Source organism: Bacillus sp. RIT 809 (assembly GCF_016892495.1).
GTDB lineage: Bacteria > Bacillota > Bacilli > Bacillales > Bacillaceae_G > Bacillus_A > Bacillus_A cereus_U.
The window spans coordinates 32,818-47,185 of the sequence record NZ_JAFEMR010000023.1 but is presented as its reverse complement, the minus strand read 5'-3'; the positions used below and the strand labels follow the sequence as shown (position 1 = coordinate 47,185).

Sequence of the window (14,368 nt, the reverse complement as noted above, 5' to 3'; positions counted from 1 at the left end):
ACTATATCCCGCTCATACAAAGTACAAAGAAGACGAATAAAATGATAACAATACCAATACCGAAGTTAAATACGAGAGTACTATCCATATATGTAACCTCCTTGTTTGAAAGTAAAAAGCACTCTGGCTGGAGTGCTTTTTATTATCCGAATCTGTCGCAACGAACGCCGCAACATATAGAAAGGGAATAATGTGTTTAAGAGTTATATTAATTTATGCATTTATTTTGTAAATGAGCAGGTCCTTCTCAGGTATAGAAAAAAAGACACTCTTTCGAGTGTCTTTCATGATGACAACATGTGCCAATTGCTTGAATTTGATAAGACGTTAATTTTCCGGTTAACGGTCTTTCTTAATCAAGAAGTGTAACAACAGCGATTCAAATAAATTTTAGCATTTTTTAAATGGGTGTGCGCATGCAATTATGCATATTACGAGTAGAGGAGAATCAATCATGGAAAATGAATGAGTAAATACATATAGATTAGTAGAGTATTTGATAAGGAGCGAGATGAATGGATATACATAAGTTAACGGAGGCAGAAGCGAAAGAAATAAATACGTGGAAGTATGAAGAGTCGTATACGTTATATAGCTTTTCAGGAGATGCTGAAGTAATAGAAGAGTTGCTAGATGGGACGTATTACGGTTGTTGTGATGAGAAGGGAGAATTTATCGGCTATTTTTGTTTTGGAGAAAATGCACAAGTTCCAGGCGGAAGAGATGCCAATTTATATGCGAGAGAAGATGTTGTAGATATCGGACTTGGAATGAAGCCAGATTTAACAGGGAAAGGGATGGGGGAAATATTTTTTCAAGCGGGAATAGCATTTGCTACTGAGGAATTGAATTCGAAAATGTTTCGACTGAGTGTAGCGACATTTAATGAGAGAGCGATTAGGCTATATAAAAACATTGGATTTCAAGTAGGACCTGTTTTTTGGAGCCGTGGAAGAGAGTTTATGCTTATGGAATATGAAAGGCCGTCAGTATGAAACTGACGGCCTAGACACGTTACTCTGAATGCTCAGCACGGTGCGCTAAACGACTTGAAGCAGCGGCAGCGATTCCACCAACGATATCATCAAGGAATGTGTGCACCTTTCCAGTTGATTTATCATTTAAGTATTCTAAAATACCTGGTTTTAATTTATCGATATATCCAAAGTTCGTGAAACCGATAGAACCGTACACGTTAACGATAGAAAGCGCGATGACTTCATCAATGCCATATAGTCCTTCATCGCGTTTTACGATATCTTGTAACGGCGCGCTTAACATTCCCTTTTCAGCAAGGACATCAAGTTCAATGCCTGTAATAAGTGCGTTTTGTACTTCTCGTTTTGATAGTACACGCTCAACGTTATAGCGACATTCTGACATCTCTAAATTTGCATGGTATTTCTTTTGAAGAAAATGAACAAGATCAGCAATATCGTCAATTGTTACACCGCGTTCTTGTAATAGTTGTAATGCTCTTTCTTGTAGTTGATTTGAGTCTTTCATGTTTATCACCTTTTTTTCTTTTTAGTATTTGTATACGTTTCGTTGCTTTATCATGTGCATAGGAATGAAAGGCGAGCACAAGCTCATATATATAAAGAAAAACCATAGGTGGCGACTGCGATGATTCAGCATATTTATGAGCATTATCACATGCATGTTAAAGAATTAATCCCCCTTGGCCCCTATAAAAGCTTTTGGATTCGCAACAAAATTTATGTACTTGTTCCAATTGGAGAAATGGAGGAAGAAGTACTTGTAGAGATGAAAAAGCTCAGTGATTATATGAACCAGCAAGGGGATATAACTGTTGCGACTTTCGTTCCGACTATACACGGCTACCATGTAAGTGAGATAGAAGAAAAAAATTACTGCTTATTAAAAGGTATGCGTATGTTAGAGCGACATGCTACATCATTAGGAAGTGAGCTTTCTATATTCCATAAACGTGGTGCATTCTTTCCAGAAGAAGTTGAGCAATTAAGCCGCATTGGTGAATGGAAAGCATTATGGGAAAAAAGGCTCGACCAATTAGAAAGGTTTTGGCAATCGCAAGTGATGAACCATCCTTCAGACGTATTCGATCAATTGTTTATTGAATCCTTCCCGTATTACTTAGGAGTTGCAGAAAATGCAATTCAATATGTTGTCGATACAGAAATGGACGATACACCACAAATAACTGACGCAGCAACAATTTGCCAAGAACGATTTACACCGCTATTATGGCATCAAACGAAGCGCTTAAAACTTCCTTTTGATTGGGTATATGATCACCCAAGTAGGGATATAGCAGAATGTATTCGCTATATGATGATAGAGAAAAAGAAAGATTGGGAGCAAACGGTAGTTCAATTCATTACAGACTATGAACGTAATTATTCGCTCTCTTCATTTGGTTGGCGCTTATTATTCGCAAGGCTTCTGTTCCCGCTTCACTACTTTGAAACGGTTGAACGATATTATCAAACAGGAAACGAAGAACAAAAAGGCATCTATAGAGCTCGTTTAGAAATCATTTTACATGATGTGAAGCGCACTGAGCAATTTATGAATCATTTTTACGAGTCATTTCGTTTACCAGTTGATAAGTTAGGCATTAGGAAACTAGATTGGCTATCTTAAAAGTATAAAAAAGAGGCCAATTGAGGTCTCTTTTTTATACCACAACAGATACCCGTGTCCATCTTTATATAATAAGAAGCTATGCTCCTACTTTTTGATCTGTACATATAGTTAAAATAATGTGGTGTCTTTCAATTTTTTCATTTACCTTTTTTAATAATTCTTGTTGTATTTCTTTAAATAAAAATTGATAGCTCGTATTCCATGTCGGTATAGCGGGTGAAAGACTTAATAAATATTCTTTTTTCTGTTCTAATTCTTGAATTGTTACAAAAGTACTCCCTATTTTTGGCATACGTCGTCCCCCTATGTTTTTCGCTTTATATGTGTGAACGATTCACTATATATTAATTATCGCATTTTTTGAGAAGGATTTCCAATTTTGTTTTATGATGTTAATAGTGTAGGGGAGTATGTTTTGTTTGCGTACAAAAAAAGAGACCAAATATGGTCTCTTTTCTTAGAAGTAGCTTTGAACGAGCCGCTTCCGCTTTTAGATGTTATCTAGCTCCAGCGGCTAAAATGTTCGGTGGCTTCGCTTCTTCCGCCGAGGCAAAAAGCGCCTCTATGTCAGAAGCTCCATCCCCCTCACATTTTGAACGAGCCGCTTCTGCTTTTAGATTAAAATACTTGTTCTACTTCAATAACGCCTGGTACTTCTTCAAGTAGTGCGCGTTCGATACCAGCTTTTAGTGTGATTGTAGAACTTGGGCAGCTTCCGCATGCACCCATAAGGCGTAGTTTTACGATACCTTCTTCAATGTCTACTAATTCAACGTCTCCGCCATCGCGAAGTAAGAATGGACGTAATTTATCTAATACTTCTAATACTTGTTCTTGCATATGTGGGTTTTCCATTTTTATCGACTCCTTTCATCAGTTTTATTATAATCAAGATAGAGGGGAAAATCTATTTTTTCTGTTCTTGTTTTATTGTCGAAATATTTTATCATGTGTACAACGTGTTTTTTCAGTATAGGGGTATGGAATAAGTTTGTAAAATGATGTGCTTGTGCAATAAGACATCTGAATATACTGTTAGAACGAGAAGTGGGGGAGAAGAAATGGTTAATGTGCAAGTGTATGGGACGAAAGTGATTTGTGCGAGCTGCGTTGGAATGCCATCTTCAACAGAAACGTTTGAGTGGTTACAAGCGGCGATTGGTCGTAAATATGAAGGACAAGAAAATAAATTTCAGTTTGATTATATTGATTTTCAAGAAGAACAAGAAGATGAGGATAAAAAAGCATTCGCAGAGCGAGTAGTGGAGGAAGATTTATTTTATCCAGTCGTTCTTGTGAATGGAGAAATTGTTGGAGAAGGAAATCCTCGTTTGAAGGATGTTTACGAAGAAATCGAGAAATATTTATAAAACAGGAAGCCTTTGCGAATTTGCGAAGGCTTTTTTTAATGGAGGGATAGATGTGGAGAATGGAATAAAACATGCTTTACCAGAAGAAGTAAAGCAATTAATGGAGCAGTACATAGTAGAATTAAAAGAAATTTTTTCAGATGAAAAAATAGTGGGGGTATATATTTACGGATCCATCGCGCTAGGAGCATTTCATATAGAAACGAGCGATGTGGATTTTGTTACGGTAATAAGTGATTCCGTGAATGAAGCTGAAAAACAGCAAATTATAGAACTGCATAAAAAAATTAGGAAAAGTACGTTAGGTAAAAGAATGGACGGTATGTATATTCCGCTTGATGACTTAGGGAAATACAATCATGAAATCAATGAGTACGTGTATTGTGCAGATGGTAAGGCTGATATTGGTCATTGGGATATTAACGCGGTAACATGGTGGACATTGAAAAACCAAGGCATTACAGTTATCGGGAAAGAAGCAGAAGACCTTCCCTTTCAAATAAAATGGGACGATGTAGTAAATACAATGAAATATAACGTAGAACATTACTGGCTTGAAAAAGCGAAGCGTCCTTATTTATTTTTCATAGAAGAATGGGTAGAATCAGCTGTCGTTACGATGGGACGTATTTTATATACGTTAGATCATAAAACAATCGTTTCAAAAGATAGAGGATTGCAATATATGTTGGAACTTTACTCTCATAAGTGGGAGCCTTTATTAAGAGAAGTAGAGCGAATACGGCATAATCCAAAGGAAAAGCGAAAAATCTCTAGTTGGAGACGGGCTGATATGACGAAGAGGTATTTGCTTAGTGTGATTGAGGAGTGTAGGCGAAAGTGGTAGGTGAATAGTAAAAGCATCCTTTGTATGAAGGGTGCTTTTACTATTTTTATATAATGAAAAAGTACTTTACAAGGAATGAGAAGTCGAAAGATAATATTCAAAAACATATATATGCGGGGGAAGAGAATGAGTAAATATAACTTTCATATAAGTAAAGAACAACTATGGAAAGGATGTATTTTTAATTCGATTGCGAGTGCAATTAGTGTGGCGCATTATCCAGATTTCTCACCTGAAAGTTCGTGGGATGGTTTTAACTATAGTATGCAAGATAGTCAAGGCGGAAGAGGTACAATTACGTTTCATCCGAAGTACACAATCGTATGTCTTCAAGATGTGAATAGTGAGAGAGTTGACGAGTGGATTGATGCGGCAAATTATTTTGAAGGGGCACCTTCGGAAGTGATAGAAATTGCTAAAGAAGAAGCACTTCAATACGTATTAGAAGAAGTAGAAGGCGAAACAGTTCCTTTCATTACAACAGCGTTTTGGATTGATGATAACGGTGCATATTCAATCGATTCATTTGAAGAGATGGAAGAGCACGGTGGATTCTTATTAGAAATTCCACTACTTAATATGGAATCCGCAATTGAAAGATTGGAAGAAGAGTATGAACTGACAGAGGAGCAAATAGAACTTTTACAATTAGTGTATGAGAGAAAAATTCAAAATCCAACCGAGGGAATTACGTTGTCTAAAGAAGAGGTAGCGATGATTGGAACGGATGATGACGAAGGATTGGAAGTAAGTAAGGAGTCGTTTGAAGAAATGAATATTACTTGGGCGTTGTAGGAGAGGATATAAAAGGGGACTAAATATGTAGAACTGTGATAAAAAACTAGTAGAAAACAAATTGTGTTTTCTACTAGTTTTTTCATATGAAGCCCACATTTGAACCTAATCGAAAATGATAGAAAAATAATACGAAATATGGGAAGTTTCATGTGAAACATTTTTTATTATAAAATATGTAAAATGTTTAACTTAGTGTATTAAATGCATCATTCATAAGTATTTTAATATATTTAAAAGTAAAATGAAATATGAAACAGATAATTGTCGGAATATATTCGATTTCCGTTCATTTTTGTGAAATATATGTACTTTTTGTTAGATTCCTTCGATTTGTGCATATACAATAAAATTATATCGAAATAAGAGAAGGATGATGTACGTGAAGGAAACTGTTTTACAAGAAACCATCTCCCAGCAAGAACTACATAAAGGTGTTCGAAAGAATACAGCATATTACGATTTTAAGTGGGGACAAGTGAACAATCCCGAGAAAGAAAATACGTGGAATTGGGTAGCATTTATCTTCCCGCACTTTTGGTTAGCTTATCGTAAAATGTATCAGTTATTTATTATACTTACGTTATTAGCGGTACCTACTTTAATTACAGCTACTTTTATTGATATACCAATGTGGATAGATTTTATAATATATGTGGGGACGATGCTGTTTACTGGATGGCAAGGGAATCGATTGTATTATAAGCATGTTATCCGTATTTTACATAAGGCAGAAGATGTGCCTGATTATAAGAAAGAGTATTATTTACAATCAAAAGGCGGCGCTCATATCGGGCTTATGATTGGTTTACAAGCAATAGTAATTGCGGTATTTGGCGTGATAAGTTTCGGTTTAGCACATTTACCGACTGAATCTAATATTAAAAACGTTGTTCGCTTAAGTCTTGAAGGAGAGGCTTTAGAGTCTATCACAGACAAACCAAATTGGAAGTACGTTAAAAAAGAAAAAGATTATGACGTAGTAGAATTTACTGGTTATGATTATGAAGAAAAGAAAAATGTGAAAATTAAATTCGCTGTATATTTAAATGATGATTACTTTGAATGGCAAGAAATTTATTTAAATAATAAAAAGTTAAGTGAAGAAGAAGCAGAAGAGTATCAAATTTACGTTGAAGAAAATATGTGGTTTTTCTAGAGAGAAACTCGTTTATTTGGAAAGGAAGAATCTTGTAAAGGTTCTTCTTTTGTTTATTGGGAGCGGCATACTAATTAAAATTTTGTAAAATACAATAAAAAATGAGAATTTGAGGTAGGCTTGTCAATAACGTGAGACTATGGCAGTATAAAGAAATGCTATACAAATTTTATTTATCGACATGTAAACATCAGAAGTGATTTTTACGTATAAATAATGAACGGAGGAAATGAATTTATGGCTACTTTACCAAATTGTCCAAAATGTAATTCAGAATATACGTATGAGGATGGCGCTCTTTTCGTATGTCCAGAATGTGCCCATGAGTGGGGCCAAGAAGCGGAAGCTGAAAATAATGATGGTGCAAAAGTTGTAAAAGATGCGAACGGAAACGTTCTTCAAGATGGCGATGCTGTTACTGTAATTAAAGATTTAAAAGTAAAAGGAACTTCTTCAGTTGTGAAGATTGGTACGAAAGTAAAGAGTATCCGTCTAGTTGAGGGAGATCACGATATTGATTGCAAAATCGACGGTTTCGGAGCTATGAAGTTAAAATCACAGTTCGTTAAGAAGGCGTAAGTAAATAAAAAGAGGAGGCGAGTAGCCTCCTCTTTTTTTATTGTCAGTTTTTGTCGGTAAATCGATATTTCTAATAGAATCGTTGATATAATTTCATTTACTGTGACCGATGCATTATTCACCGCGCATCATAGTCCACTTCTTTCAACTGACACCTTTTATTAAAGAACGTTTTATACCCAAGCTGTAAGAAGATAATAACAGAGAAAGCTGTACTTCCAGAAATGCCAAGTATAATCGCAATTTGATATTGAATAGCTGTAAATGGTGATACACCGGATAAAATTTGTCCTGTCATCATGCCGGGAAGACTTATAATTCCCATTCCGACCATAGAATTAATTGTTGGTAAAATAGCAGAATCGAAAGCATCCCGAATGAGCGGAGCAGCTGCTTCTTTCGGTGTTGCGCCGAGCATAAGTGCACCTTCGATATGATCTCTTTGTGATTTCATACTGCTTAAAAAGGTATTTGCCCCGAGGCAAATACCTGTCATAGCGTTACCGATTAGCATGCCGGCAATAGGAACGATATATTGCGGAGCATACCAAGGATCGTGCCCGATAATGACAAAGATAAATAGTAGAAGAGGGCCAATTGACCCAGCAATCATGGAGAGGGCGGCTACTCGTTTTAATTCTTTTGACATTGGAATATTAATTCGTTTATAAATATTAAAAATTGCAAATGTAGTAATAGAAGTAATGAGAGCTATTGTATAAAACGGATTACTATTTTCAAATATGTATGTAAGAACATAGGCGACTAGTACAAGTTGAATCGTCATACGTAATGTAGCAATTGTAATTTGTTTCTCACGTGGTATTCCTTTTAATTTCACAAGCCCGATTAAAATAAGGATGAAAATATATGCAGCTGCAAGTTGCCAAATTTGTAATTCAATAACGCCCTTCAATTGATAGCACTTCCTTTCTAGTTGCACCGTTTGTTTTACTAATTTCAATAATATCGTCTGCAATTTCTTCCGGAAGTTGCTGTGAGTGTGTAATGAAGATAACTGTTTTTTTCTTTTCTCTTGCTAGTAGAGTGAATTGTTTCATAACGCGGCGTTCTGTATCACCATCTAGTGCCGAAGTTGGTTCATCTAATAAATAGACGGGCGGATCCATTAGTATAATGCGAGCGAAAGCAAGTCTTTGTTTTTCGCCACCTGATAAAGAAGAGGCGTTATCTTCTAATTTTTTATCTAGACTAACAGTCGTTAATGCGTCCCGCAGGGCATCGTCATTTGGAAATGGCTTTTCAGAAAATCGAAGTCCCATTAATAAATTATCTTTAATTGTTCCATCAAAAATAGGCGGAGTTTGTCCGAGCATGACAACTTCACGGCGTAATTGAATGGGAGGGTAATCTAAAATAGATTTTCCGTTATATTCAATTGTGCCAGATGTTGGCGATTGTAAATCGTTTAACATACGAAGTAATGTGCTTTTTCCGCTACCACTTTCACCGATAATACAAGTTATTTTTTCTTGTTGAATTTGTAAGTAAGGAATGTGTAGAATATCTTTATATTTGATGTCTTTTAATATAAACATAAATTGCTCCTTTCTAAATAGACGTGAAAAGGCTGACTACATAGTAGACAGCCCTTAAAGTATTAACCCTTATGATATTTGTACATCCAAAGAAGACCGGATTTTAATAATCTCGGTACACGCCCCATTAATGGTTGGTTTGCTAGTAAACCAAATCCGTGTTTTTTACCGAGAGAACCGAGGACACCTTTTAATTTAATAACAGGAAGTTCATCAGGAAGTGGTTCGTTATTCCAACGTTTTAATAATATTTGGACAATTTGTTCTCCTTGACCTTCAGCAAGTTGAGCAGATGGTGCGTGTGGAAGTGCTGCACAATCTCCTACAACATAAACGTGCTCGTTATTCGGAATATTGTGATATTTAGTTAAAACAACCCGTCCGCTACCATCTTGTTCAACTGGAAGGTTTCGAACAACTTCATTTGCTTGAATACCAGCTGTCCATACGATTGCATCACATTCAAGTGGTTCATCATGGTTGTATACAATGTTTGGTTCCACTTTTGTAATGTTAGAATTTCGTATAATGGTAACTTTATGTTTTACAAACCATTCTTCTACGTATCTACTTAATTTCTCTGGATACGGGAATAAAATTCTATCTTTTCGATCAAATAAATAGATTTTTAAATCTGAACGGCTCTCACGAAGTTCACTTGCGACTTCAACGCCGCTTAAACCAGCCCCAACGACAGCTACTGTTGCATTTGGTTCTAAGCTATTTAATTGTTCATATGTCTTACGTGTTTGTTCAATTGATTGTAGGCTATGTGTATATTCCTGCGCCCCAGGAACGTTGTGATATTTATCTTCGCACCCAAGTCCGATAATTAAATCATCATATGGGATTGCTTCGCCGCCATCGAGATGAACAGCCTTTTCTTCGAGATCAATATTTGTTATTGTGCCGTATTGAATATTGAGGCGTGGGTGTTCAGGAAACGGTATACGAATATGCGTTTCTGAAATTGTACCCGCAACTAATGCATAATATTCAGTTTTGAAGCAATGATATGGTACTTTGTCGATTAATGTCACTTGTACATCATTTGGAAGTTGATTGCTTGGAAGTAGCCGCTGCAGAATTCTCATTCCACCGTAGCCCCCACCCAGTATTACGAGGTGTTTCATGATGGATTACCCCTTTTCTGTTGAAATATCCCCTAATCATACAATTTTATATTAATAAAATATTTTGACTTTACACAATCAAATTATATCGAATTTGTGAACAAATAACAATGCATGAATGAATACTCTGTTGTACAATAAGAAGAAAAGTAAAGTAAACTGTTTTCATTTTCTAGTTACTATTTACTATTTCATTATGAGTAGTATGTTATATAAGGAAGACTATCTATTGTGAAGTGAAATAGTGAAGTAACTAAATAGTTTAGAATATATAACGAAAACAACAAGAAACAGCTTAGTTTTCTTCTTATAAATAAAGTGGAATGGTAACAAAGGGTTACTTATCCGTTTCGCAACTTAGGTATGCATTTCATGCCTGCTAAAGTAAATGGTAATTTGTTTAGAGATACAGGGGGGAGAGTTTTGATTAAACCATTAATCGAATTTTGTGTAGGTAACCTTGCAAGCGGTTCGCAAGCGGCTTTAGAAAAATTAGAAAAAGATCCTAATTTAGATGTCATGGAATATGGGTGTTTAGGGTATTGTGGCATTTGTTTTGAAGGTCCATTTGCACTTGTAAATGGTGAAGTTGTACAAGGTGCAACAGTAGAAGAACTTGTAAATAATGTATATGATTATATGGATGAAAATCCAATGTTTTAAAGCGTTGCAAACAGGCAACGTTTTTCTTTTTTCATTTATTAGGAGTGTTTATTTCGAAAAAAAAGGCCCTTTTAGAAGGGCTTTTTTCTTACGCGATTTGTGTAAGAACGGCTTATTGCCAAAATACTGTCAAATATGAGAAAGGGGGGACATTCGTATTGTGTTCTAAAAGCATGCATTTTATACTTGAAATAATAAATTATTTTTGGAGTGAATAAAAATGAGCCAATTTTCTTTTACAAAAATGCATGGTCTTGGAAATAGTTATATATATGTAAATATGTTTGAGGAACAAATTAGAGAAGAAGATTTAGCACTTGTAGCGGAGAAGGTTTCAAATATTAATACTGGTATTGGTGCAGATGGAATGATTTTAATTTGTCCTTCTGACGTGGCACCGGTAAAAATGCGCATGTTTAATAACGATGGTTCAGAAGGAAAGAGCTGTGGAAATGGTTTACGCTGCGTAGCGAAATATGCGTATGAGCATAAACTAGTAGAAGGTAAAGTTTTCACAATTGAAACGTTAGCTGGTATTGTTACGGCAGAAGTAACGGTAGAAGATGACAAAGTTACATTAGCGAAAATCGACATGGGGGCACCTCGTTTAACACGTGAAGAGATACCGATGCTTGGTGAAGGAGAAACACCATTTATTCGTGAAAACTTCTTATACAATAATCACCGTTATGCATTTACAGCTGTTTCAATGGGGAATCCGCACGCGGTTATTTTTGTTGATGATGTAGAAAAAGCGCCCCTTACAACGTTAGGACCAGTTCTTGAGACGCATGAAATGTTCCCAGAGCGAGTGAATGTTGAATTCATCGAGATTTTGAATGATGAAGAGATGAATTTCCGCGTTTGGGAACGTGGATCTGGTGTAACACAAGCTTGCGGGACAGGAGCATGCGCAGCTGTCGTTGCGGCAATTCTAAATGGAAAAATGGAACACGATAAAGAAATTACAGTTCACTTAGCAGGCGGCGACTTAATGATCGCATGGACAGAAGAAGGAAATGTATTAATGAAAGGACCTGCGGAAATAATTTGCCGCGGAGTGTATGAGTACAAGATAGAAGCGTAAAGATGTATAATAGAATGAGAACAGAAAGGATGGTGTATTTCATGATTGAAGTAACAGAACAAGCAGCTTTTCAAATTAAAGATATGTTAAAAGATGCTGAAGATGGAGAGAAGTACGTGCGCCTTGCTGTACATGGCGGCGGATGTAGTGGTCTTTCTTACGGCTTAGGATTTGAAGTAGAACCAAAGGAAGACGACACAGTTCTTGAGTTTTTCGGTGTTGAATTTGTTATCGATAAAGAAAGTGCTCCGATTGTTAAAGGAGTGAAAGTTGACTATAAGCAATCTATGCTTGGCGGCGGATTCACAATTGATAATCCAAACGCAATTGCATCATGTGGATGCGGATCATCTTTCCGTACATCGTCGAATGCTGGTAAGCCGGAAGAGTGCTAAGTTTTTTCATTCCGTTATGCTAAATGGAAATTGAATGGGTAGATTGCATATAAAGACCTTCTTAGCGATGAAATCAAATCGTTAGAAGGTCTTTTCTTTTGCCTTTAAAAAGAAAAAGAGCAGGACAAAGATAGTGAATATATGCAAGAAGAAGGCTAAAGAGGATACATGAAGGGGAAGGCCAATTTCTAGAGTGAAGAAATAATTATATTTGAACGGTTGTACATACGGATTTTTACTATCTTACAAAAGTGTAATGTTCATGTCATGTTTTTGAATTTCTTCTTTAGAGCTTAGGCTTTAAGATAACAATATAAGAAAAACACATGAGGTGAAGGAAATGAAAAGATATATTGCACTTTTTAGTATTTTAGTTGTATTCGCAAGTTTGTTAGTTGGCTGTGATTTAAACCGTATGGGTAAAGATGAGTACTACGTTCAAATTACTACTGATGGAATCGAAAAGAATGAAAAAGCTGATAATGGTCAGCCGTACAAATCATTCGAGTATAAGTTACCTGCATTTGATAAGGATGGTAAAGAAAAAGAAATGGAATTTACCGCTGCGAAAAACCTTCGTAAAGAAGCATTCTTACGCGTATTCCACTCAGATAAAAAAGGTGTAACAGCTTGGGAAGAAGTGAAGAAGGACGAACTTCCTGCGAAAGTGAAAGAAAAATTAGGTGTGAAATAAGACAGATAGAAAAGGAATTGACGAACAGGGTCAATTCCTTTTTTCGTTCTCAAAATCCTCTTCTGAAATGACTATAAATCCATGTCTTTTAAATAAAGCCGTTGTGACCCCGTAACCGATTTGTTTATTGCCATTAAATTCTCCTGTGTAAATAGTAGAACTACCACAAGATGGACTGCGTTCTTTTAAAATAATATATTCTGGGTTTAAACTTTTTATTTGTTCTAATGCTTTATAAGCACCAAGCACGAAAGCCTCCGTGACATCTTGGCCTTCTTTCGTTATCACTTTTGCTGTCCCGTCTAAAACGTCATCACCATTACCACCAATAATTTCAGCCGAAGGACGAGGTGTAGGTAAACCGCCCAATACTTCGGGGCAAACGAGGGTGGTGTCTTCCCTTTGTAATAACTCTTCTATTTTTGAAACGAGATTATCGTTGCCGTCATAACGACAAGCAATGCCACCTAAACAAGCGCTAATTACAATCATATTTTCATCTCCAATAAAAAATATTAAATATCCCGCCAATTTCTCTTCCTGACTCTTACCTATAAATGAGGTGATAAAAATGGGAAGCTTATATAATTTAATGAAACCATATAGTGAATTTCGAAGTAAAGAAGAGTTTAATGTATATCAAAAACAAGTTTTGAAGTGCTATCGATTTCAATTGAATAAAACGGATTCTATCATTATTCATTTTTTAGGAAAGTATGCGGTGAATGAGAAACAAAAAACAGTGGGGGTTGCTTGTCCGTTAATGGAGACAATTGCTACAAATGTTGGAAAGAGTATTCGTACGGTACGCCGCTCGATTGCGAAGTTAGAGGAGCTTGGAATTATAAAGCGTGTTGCGACAAAAGAAAGATATAAGCGCGGCGGATATAGTGCAAACTTATATGTATTTCTTAAATCTGCGATTGACCGCATGGATGACCGTATGAAGATGTCCGCATGTGAAAGTGATGATCGTGCAGATGGCTGTAGTGGAAATGAGCAAAAAAATGAGGGGGAAACAATTCTTTCTAAAAACATTCCACAAATAAAAGAGAAAAGAAAAGTAACGTACGAGCTTGATGAAACGTATTGTCGTCACGATATACCGAAGCCTTTTATATATGCGCTGGTGCCGATGACGAGTAATCCGAAGAAGATTAATATATTTTGGAGTAAGGTGGAACTTGCTTATAAAAAGAGCGGATTACTAGAACAAGGTGCTGTATTAGAGGGAATATTAGCTGATGAAGAAGTGCGGGGAAATTTAATTTGGAGGGTGAAAAGTGTTGTGAGAGCGTATAAGTACGGAGAAATTCGTAAAGATGTTGGAGCACTGTTGTATAGTACGATGCGAGATTTATTTTTAGAAATTGGATTAGAGTGGGGAGCGGCATTAAGGAGAAGTAAGGGAATACCGTTATTCGATCCATTTAAAAAAGAGTCATGCGTATAATAC

General features: G+C 36.1%; 19 protein-coding genes. 12 read left to right on the top strand and 7 right to left on the bottom strand.

Annotated elements, in window-relative coordinates; all coding sequences use genetic code 11:
• Positions 1 to 515: 515 nt before the first annotated feature.
• Positions 516 to 995 carry a GNAT family N-acetyltransferase gene (locus tag JTF23_RS21585; RefSeq protein WP_204209653.1) on the top strand — a complete coding sequence of 160 codons (480 nt, stop codon included), beginning with the start codon at positions 516 to 518 and terminating at the stop codon, positions 993 to 995.
• A 19-nt stretch (positions 996 to 1,014) separates the two neighbouring features.
• Here JTF23_RS21585 and JTF23_RS21580 read toward each other — a convergent pair whose 3' ends face one another.
• Positions 1,015 to 1,506 carry a phosphatidylglycerophosphatase A family protein gene (locus JTF23_RS21580; protein WP_016102213.1) on the bottom strand — a complete coding sequence of 164 codons (492 nt, stop codon included), beginning with the start codon at positions 1,504 to 1,506 and terminating at the stop codon, positions 1,015 to 1,017.
• Between the two features lie 120 nt (positions 1,507 to 1,626).
• Between JTF23_RS21580 and yutH the strand changes: the two genes are divergently transcribed.
• The gene (gene yutH, locus JTF23_RS21575) at positions 1,627 to 2,628 is read left to right on the top strand and encodes a spore coat putative kinase YutH (protein ID WP_002198965.1); all 1,002 of its coding nucleotides are present in this window, start codon (positions 1,627 to 1,629) and stop codon (positions 2,626 to 2,628) included.
• A 79-nt stretch (positions 2,629 to 2,707) separates the two neighbouring features.
• On the opposite strand, the gene JTF23_RS21570 is transcribed toward yutH, so the two are convergent.
• Positions 2,708 to 2,923: a carbonic anhydrase gene (locus JTF23_RS21570; RefSeq protein ID WP_070129118.1), complete on the bottom strand. Its 216-nt coding sequence runs from the start codon at positions 2,921 to 2,923 to the stop codon at positions 2,708 to 2,710.
• A 326-nt stretch (positions 2,924 to 3,249) separates the two neighbouring features.
• On the bottom strand, positions 3,250 to 3,486 hold the full coding sequence (locus JTF23_RS21565) for a NifU family protein (protein WP_000431159.1): 237 nt from the start codon (positions 3,484 to 3,486) through the stop codon (positions 3,250 to 3,252).
• 206 nt (positions 3,487 to 3,692) lie between these two features.
• Here JTF23_RS21565 and JTF23_RS21560 point away from each other — a divergent pair, with 206 nt between their 5' ends.
• From JTF23_RS21560 to phnA, 5 genes are all read left to right on the top strand, one after another.
• Positions 3,693 to 4,001, top strand: coding sequence for a YuzD family protein (locus JTF23_RS21560; protein ID WP_002160015.1), 309 nt, complete (start codon positions 3,693 to 3,695; stop codon positions 3,999 to 4,001).
• Between the two features lie 52 nt (positions 4,002 to 4,053).
• Positions 4,054 to 4,848 (top strand): nucleotidyltransferase domain-containing protein, encoded by a 795-nt coding sequence (locus JTF23_RS21555; RefSeq protein WP_204209651.1) that lies wholly within the window; start codon positions 4,054 to 4,056, stop codon positions 4,846 to 4,848.
• 126 nt (positions 4,849 to 4,974) lie between these two features.
• Positions 4,975 to 5,643, top strand: a complete 669-nt coding sequence (locus JTF23_RS21550; protein WP_204209650.1) for a hypothetical protein — start codon at positions 4,975 to 4,977, stop codon at positions 5,641 to 5,643.
• A gap of 373 nt (positions 5,644 to 6,016) precedes the next feature.
• Positions 6,017 to 6,802 carry a DUF2628 domain-containing protein gene (locus JTF23_RS21545; RefSeq protein ID WP_176107962.1) on the top strand — a complete coding sequence of 262 codons (786 nt, stop codon included), beginning with the start codon at positions 6,017 to 6,019 and terminating at the stop codon, positions 6,800 to 6,802.
• Between the two features lie 237 nt (positions 6,803 to 7,039).
• Complete coding sequence (phnA, locus tag JTF23_RS21540) at positions 7,040 to 7,381, top strand: alkylphosphonate utilization operon protein PhnA (protein WP_002112620.1); 342 nt, start codon at positions 7,040 to 7,042, stop codon at positions 7,379 to 7,381.
• Between the two features lie 118 nt (positions 7,382 to 7,499).
• Here the strand turns inward: phnA and JTF23_RS21535 are convergent, their stop codons facing one another.
• From JTF23_RS21535 to JTF23_RS21525, 3 genes are all read right to left on the bottom strand, one after another.
• Positions 7,500 to 8,297, bottom strand: coding sequence for an ABC transporter permease (locus tag JTF23_RS21535; RefSeq protein WP_002160020.1), 798 nt, complete (start codon positions 8,295 to 8,297; stop codon positions 7,500 to 7,502).
• Positions 8,281 to 8,940 (bottom strand): ABC transporter ATP-binding protein, encoded by a 660-nt coding sequence (locus JTF23_RS21530; protein ID WP_002112619.1) that lies wholly within the window; start codon positions 8,938 to 8,940, stop codon positions 8,281 to 8,283. Before JTF23_RS21530 ends, JTF23_RS21535 begins: the two co-directional genes overlap by 17 nt.
• Before the next feature lie 62 nt (positions 8,941 to 9,002).
• The gene (locus JTF23_RS21525) at positions 9,003 to 10,073 is read right to left on the bottom strand and encodes an NAD(P)/FAD-dependent oxidoreductase (RefSeq protein ID WP_002112618.1); all 1,071 of its coding nucleotides are present in this window, start codon (positions 10,071 to 10,073) and stop codon (positions 9,003 to 9,005) included.
• Between the two features lie 423 nt (positions 10,074 to 10,496).
• Between JTF23_RS21525 and JTF23_RS21520 the strand changes: the two genes are divergently transcribed.
• The 4 genes from JTF23_RS21520 to JTF23_RS21505 all read left to right on the top strand — a co-directional run bounded on the left by JTF23_RS21520 (position 10,497) and on the right by JTF23_RS21505 (position 12,912).
• A complete protein-coding gene (locus JTF23_RS21520) occupies positions 10,497 to 10,736 on the top strand; it encodes a YuzB family protein (RefSeq protein ID WP_002015892.1) in 240 nt (79 codons plus the stop codon).
• Between the two features lie 220 nt (positions 10,737 to 10,956).
• A complete protein-coding gene (gene dapF / locus JTF23_RS21515; protein ID WP_002145090.1) occupies positions 10,957 to 11,823 on the top strand; it encodes a diaminopimelate epimerase in 867 nt (288 codons plus the stop codon).
• Positions 11,824 to 11,864: 41 nt separating this feature from the next.
• Complete coding sequence (locus tag JTF23_RS21510; RefSeq protein WP_016106515.1) at positions 11,865 to 12,218, top strand: HesB/IscA family protein; 354 nt, start codon at positions 11,865 to 11,867, stop codon at positions 12,216 to 12,218.
• A gap of 340 nt (positions 12,219 to 12,558) precedes the next feature.
• Positions 12,559 to 12,912 carry a YxeA family protein gene (locus JTF23_RS21505; RefSeq protein ID WP_016106514.1) on the top strand — a complete coding sequence of 118 codons (354 nt, stop codon included), beginning with the start codon at positions 12,559 to 12,561 and terminating at the stop codon, positions 12,910 to 12,912.
• A 30-nt stretch (positions 12,913 to 12,942) separates the two neighbouring features.
• Here JTF23_RS21505 and JTF23_RS21500 read toward each other — a convergent pair whose 3' ends face one another.
• Complete coding sequence (locus JTF23_RS21500) at positions 12,943 to 13,404, bottom strand: 2-thiouracil desulfurase family protein (RefSeq protein WP_204209649.1); 462 nt, start codon at positions 13,402 to 13,404, stop codon at positions 12,943 to 12,945.
• A 79-nt stretch (positions 13,405 to 13,483) separates the two neighbouring features.
• Between JTF23_RS21500 and JTF23_RS21495 the strand changes: the two genes are divergently transcribed.
• Positions 13,484 to 14,365, top strand: coding sequence for a helix-turn-helix domain-containing protein (locus JTF23_RS21495; protein WP_204209648.1), 882 nt, complete (start codon positions 13,484 to 13,486; stop codon positions 14,363 to 14,365).
• The last annotated feature ends 3 nt before the right edge of the window (positions 14,366 to 14,368 follow it).